Source organism: Flavobacterium sp. (genome assembly GCF_028712645.1).
Lineage (GTDB): Bacteria > Bacteroidota > Bacteroidia > Flavobacteriales > Flavobacteriaceae > Flavobacterium.
The window spans coordinates 1-5,040 of the sequence record NZ_JAQTPQ010000250.1; the positions used below are offsets into that span (position 1 = coordinate 1).

Consider the following 5,040-nt stretch of genomic DNA (forward strand, 5'->3'; position numbering starts at 1 on the left):
CATATAATTTTTCGCCTTCACAATGCATAGGACAGTAGTATTTGCCACTTGTATTAACAGGAACATTGATTTCCGTTTTATCGCTGTGGGAATGCTTAGAACAACAAGATTTTGCTGCATCTTCATTGGTTGTTACTTGTTGTGGAGTTTTACCATTAGTCACTTCTAAGGTGTATTTTCCAACGGCAGATAATGCTTCTTGCAACTGTGCTAATGGAATGTGTTTTTCCATTGTTATAGTGGCTATAGACGGATTTAATGAAACTTTTGCTTCAATGCCCTCAACAGCATTCAATGTTTTTTCGACTTTGGTGCGACAACCATCACAAGTCATTCCTGAAATAATATATGTATGTGTCATAATTTTTAATATTTACATTTTCATTCCTTCCATTGGGTCACTGCCTTTTCGGAATTTATATTCACTGTTTATAGCATAGGCACCAGTAATTACCACTTTTTTTGTACTGTCTATTTCTGATTTTATTTCTATCATTCCATTGGTTTCTATTCCAGTTTCGACCATTAGGTTTTCAAATACTCCCGGTCTTTTTTCAACCCAAATATAGGAAGCGTTTTCCTCCCTGATAACTGCATCAACAGGAATATACAATCCTTTTAAATTGGATTGTGTTAATTTTGCCATCGCTTGCATCCCCGGTTTTAATTGCAAATTTGGATTTGGTATTTCCAATCGAATTAAAAGTAGACGCGTGTCTGGATTTATTTCCGGATTGATAAAAGAAACTTGCGCATTTATGGTTTTATCAGGAAAATCGGCAAACGTTATTTGGGCTTTTTGTCCTATTTTTAGATTCTTGGCATAGTTTACGTTTACTTGTGTTTCTAACCAAAGACTGTTTAAATCCGCCAATTTAATGATGCTAGAACCTTCCATTGCATAACTGCCTTCTGTGGTACTTATTTCCGATATTGTTCCACTGGCAGTGCTATAAAAAATGGTATAAGGAGAAACCTCTTTACCGGTTTTTAAACTTTCAATTTGGGCATTGGTTAAACCAAAGAATAGCAGCTTTTGTTTTGCTGCATTGAGCATATTTCGGGCATTCTTTCCAAAATCGCCAGGCATTGATAGTTGTTTGTATGCCGTGAAATAATCCTGTTTAGCAATGGCAATATCTTCGCTATACAATTGATATACGGCTTGATTTTTAGCCACATAATCGCCGACGGTTTTGAAGTACAACTTTTCAATTCTTCCCATTGCTCTTGAAGAAATGGTTTTGATTTTCTCTTGATTAATTGTCAGGACTCCCGTATAATTTTGCTCTAAACTGCTTTGGGTTTCTGAAATAGTTTGGGTAGTGATATTTCCCAGTTGTATTTGCTGTTTACTCAAACTTATTTCATTAGCCTCTGTGTCATCTTGTTTTATTGGGGTTAACTCCATATGGCAAATAGGGCATTTTCCGGGTTTGTCCTCCTTGACTTGTGGATCCATTGAACAAGTGTAAAATGTTGTTGCTGCACTCTTATTGTGTTTGCTATGGTCTTCTTTTTCTTTAGTATTACAAGCCACCATTACCATAAATAGTATTGATAATACACTTATTTTTTTTATTGTCTTCATCATTATTCGGTTTTAATAAAGCTTTCGCTGTCAATTAAATATTGTGCGTTTTTGGCAATGGTGTCTTTTACTGAAATGCCCTCAATAATTTGGATAAAATCATCTATTTCAATTCCTGTTTTTATGGCCGATGCCTTAAAGCCATTCTCCATTTTTAAGAAAACTATTTTCTTGTTTCCAATACTTACCATTGCCTGTTTTTGAATCCAAATTCCTTTTACGGCATTTGTTTTCACTGCGCCTTGCAATCGCAAACCAACTGGTAATTTCAATTTATTGTTATTTAAATAAACTCGAATTCTATTGGTTTTATCAGCTGCGTTTAATTGTGTTTCGACAAAATTTATTTTTGCATCCATAAATTCATCTTTGTCAAGTTCGGAAGTAATTCTGATGGATTGATTGGCTTTGATTAGACTATTGTATCCTTGGATAACATTGAATATTCCCCATACTTTATCCGTATTTAATAGTTTAAAAATGACTTCTCCCTTTTTTATATAACTCCCTTCTTTAACATTCAAAACTTCAGTGTTGTTATTCGCACTTTGCATCACAGGAATAGTTGTATTATCCATCGTTGCTGTTCCATCAATAATCCCGGAAGCAGGACTATAAATTGTTATTAGCGGGTTTACTTTTTTGGAATTAGACAGCGCATTTATTTGATTTTGAGTCATTCCATATAGCAATAATTTTTGTCTTGAGGCATCAATAATTGAAGGGTTTTCAACATCATTAATGACCATATAAATGAAGTTTTGTTGCTCCGTCAGTAATTCAGGGCTGTATAAATCAAATAGTTTTTGTCCTTTATTTACTTTTTGATATTTATAATTGACATACATTCGCTCAATTCTTCCGCTCATTCGAGCTGCAATATTTACCGATGAATTGGGATCATACCCCACAATTCCTGGTAGATTTATTTCACTGCTCAAAGTAGTGTCTATTGCCGTTGTCGTTTGATAATTTCCTACTATAAAATTGTCGGTAGGTTTTATAAGATTGTCGATTGAATTATCTTCAACTGAATTATTCTCCGTTATTTTTTTTACTAAAGTCATTCCGCAAATGGGACAATTTCCGGGTTTATCTCTAATGATTTGTGGATGCATTGAACAAGTGTAAATCTCGTTTTGATGTCCCATTTCTGAATGATTGTCTGATTTTATTGCAAATAAATAGATTGCAATTCCAATAATGGAAATTACGATAAAAGCTAAACCATATTTTATATACTTGTTCATAATTATTTGGTTTCTAATTGTTTTTCAATTTCTACTTGTGCTGCCAAAATCCTTTGCAATTTATCTAACGCATCAATTTGAGCCATATTTAATGCTTCCCACGCATCAAGAGTGGCAAAAAGATCTCCAGTGTTGTTTTGCCAAGCTAAAATTGCAGTTTCATAATTGCTTTTAAGGGCAGGAATTATACTTTTTTGTGCAACCTCGTATTGTTTTTTTAAAGTGTTCAATTCATTGGTCATACCCGAAATCATTCCTGTAGCTTCATTCAAAATCATTTGTTTTTGCCAGTTCAGACTTTCATTTTTAATTTGAAAACTATTGATATTGGCTTTATTCATTTTGGTTGACCAAGGCATTGGAATAGTAATCATTCCCATTAAAGTAAATTGTTGAGGTTGTTCGCCAAAAGCAAACATATGATCGTATTTTATACCAAACTCGGGCAATAATTTTGTTTTTTCTGCCACAATTTTGAGCTGATTTATTTCCATCGTTTTTTCGATGGCTTTCACATCGCTTCGGTTTTTAGAAAGAGAAGTTGTATCCGATATTGCCGAATTAAAATCTTTTATTTCGTAGGTTTCATCAATTTCAAATTTGGTGTTTTTATCTCTTGCCATCAAAGTGTTCAGCATAATTCGCTTTTGTGAAATGTCATTTTGCAACATTAGAATCATACTTTCTAATGCGCTGTATTGCGATTTTGCTTTGTAATAAGTAGGTAATTTATCCATATTATACTGATAACGTATTTCCATACTTTTAATCATATAGTCTAAAAGCAACAAATTATCATCGGCTATTTTTATTTTTTTATTTAAAACCAACCATTGATAATAATTTGTTTTTGCCAATGCTATCAATTGATTAATTGTATAGTTTTTGTTTTCTTTTTCAACAGAAGACATTGCCTTCATAAGATTAGAATCAGCTTTTAGCTTGGAAGCATTTGGTATCATTTGCGTAACGCCCAGCATATACATCCCCATTCCAGGAAATGTTCCATCTGCTTTCCACATTTTGGTATTATAAGGAGTCGTAAAAAAACCTGTTTCCACTTGAGGGGGCATCCAGCTTTTAGCTCCTTTTGCAGCTGCATCCATACTTTGAATATCGGCATCGTACATTTTTAGTTGAGGATTGTTTGTTTTGATTGTACTCAATACATTATCCAAGGAAAGTGTTTGCGCCTTCATATTAAAGCTTAAAATCAAACAACTTATTACGATATAAAATTTAATGTTTTGCATCTATAAGATCTATTTTACCTTTTGTTTTTAATTCACGAAGTTTTGACATTTCAAAAACAACAGGGGTTACTAATAATACATAAATTGTGGAGGTAATGGTACCTCCAATAAGTGGAACGGTAATGGGAAGCATCACATCAGCACCTGTTCCAGTTGCCCAAAGAATAGGGATTAATCCAAATAATGAAACAGAAACTGTCATCAGTTTGGGTCGCAATCTTTTGGCTGAACCATCAATAATGTATTCTCTCAATATTTCTTCGGTAATGGTTTCGGAACTGTTTCCGTGTTTTTCGACCATTTTGTTCATCGCTTCATTCAAATAAATGGTAATTAACATCGCTGTTTCGACAGCAAGACCAAATAAGGCTATAAACCCTACCGCAACTGCCACCGACAAATTAATTCCATAGAAATAAACCATAAAAATACCCCCAATTAATGCAAAGGGAACTGTAATCATTGTGATTAATGCTTCTTTCATAGAGCGATAAGTAAAATACAAAATGAGAAAAATAATGACAACAACAATAGGTAGAATCAAACTTAATGTTTTGTTTGCGCGGATTTGATTTTCCCACTGTCCGCTCCATTCCACATAATAGCCTTTTGGCATTTTAGTCATCATTGCATTCAGTTTTTTCTGTGCTTCTTTTACAGTACTTCCTAAATCACGCTCCCGAACGTTGAACAACACAGTTCCACGTAGCATTGCATTTTCGCTATTTATCATTGGAGGGCCATCACTTATTTTTACATTGGCAACAGTTTCTAATGGTATTGGTCCAAATTGCATTGTTTGCACTTGCAGTTTTTTTAAAGCCTCAAGGCTATTTCTGTATTCTTGTGCATATCGTGCGTTGACAGAAAAACGTTGTCTTCCTTCTATAGTTGTTGTTAGTTTCATACCTCCAATAGAAGCTTCAACCACATTATTAATGTCGTC

5 protein-coding genes are annotated in these 5,040 nt (G+C 33.9%); all 5 read right to left on the reverse strand.

What is annotated here, in order from left to right; all coding sequences use genetic code 11:
- The coding region (locus PHC28_RS15445; protein ID WP_300102672.1) for a heavy-metal-associated domain-containing protein at positions 1 to 361 on the reverse strand (361 nt) is incomplete at its 3' end.
- 12 nt (positions 362 to 373) lie between these two features.
- Positions 374 to 1,591 (reverse strand): efflux RND transporter periplasmic adaptor subunit, encoded by a 1,218-nt coding sequence (locus PHC28_RS15450; RefSeq protein WP_300102675.1) that lies wholly within the window; start codon positions 1,589 to 1,591, stop codon positions 374 to 376.
- Positions 1,592 to 1,593: 2 nt separating this feature from the next.
- Complete coding sequence (locus tag PHC28_RS15455; protein ID WP_269684974.1) at positions 1,594 to 2,841, reverse strand: efflux RND transporter periplasmic adaptor subunit; 1,248 nt, start codon at positions 2,839 to 2,841, stop codon at positions 1,594 to 1,596.
- A 2-nt stretch (positions 2,842 to 2,843) separates the two neighbouring features.
- Positions 2,844 to 4,094 carry a TolC family protein gene (locus PHC28_RS15460; RefSeq protein WP_269684973.1) on the reverse strand — a complete coding sequence of 417 codons (1,251 nt, stop codon included), beginning with the start codon at positions 4,092 to 4,094 and terminating at the stop codon, positions 2,844 to 2,846.
- The coding region (locus PHC28_RS15465) for an efflux RND transporter permease subunit (protein ID WP_300102681.1) at positions 4,081 to 5,040 on the reverse strand (960 nt) is incomplete at its 5' end. The genes PHC28_RS15460 and PHC28_RS15465, both read right to left, overlap by 14 nt.

Excerpts from the sequence above, each read along its gene's own strand:
- PHC28_RS15455 (WP_269684974.1), bottom strand. The coding sequence starts at position 2,841 with ATGAACAAGTATATAAAATATGGTTTAGCTTTTATCGTAATTTCCATT.
- PHC28_RS15460 (WP_269684973.1), bottom strand. The coding sequence starts at position 4,094 with ATGCAAAACATTAAATTTTATATCGTAATAAGTTGTTTGATTTTAAGC.
- PHC28_RS15450 (WP_300102675.1), bottom strand. The coding sequence starts at position 1,591 with ATGAAGACAATAAAAAAAATAAGTGTATTATCAATACTATTTATGGTA.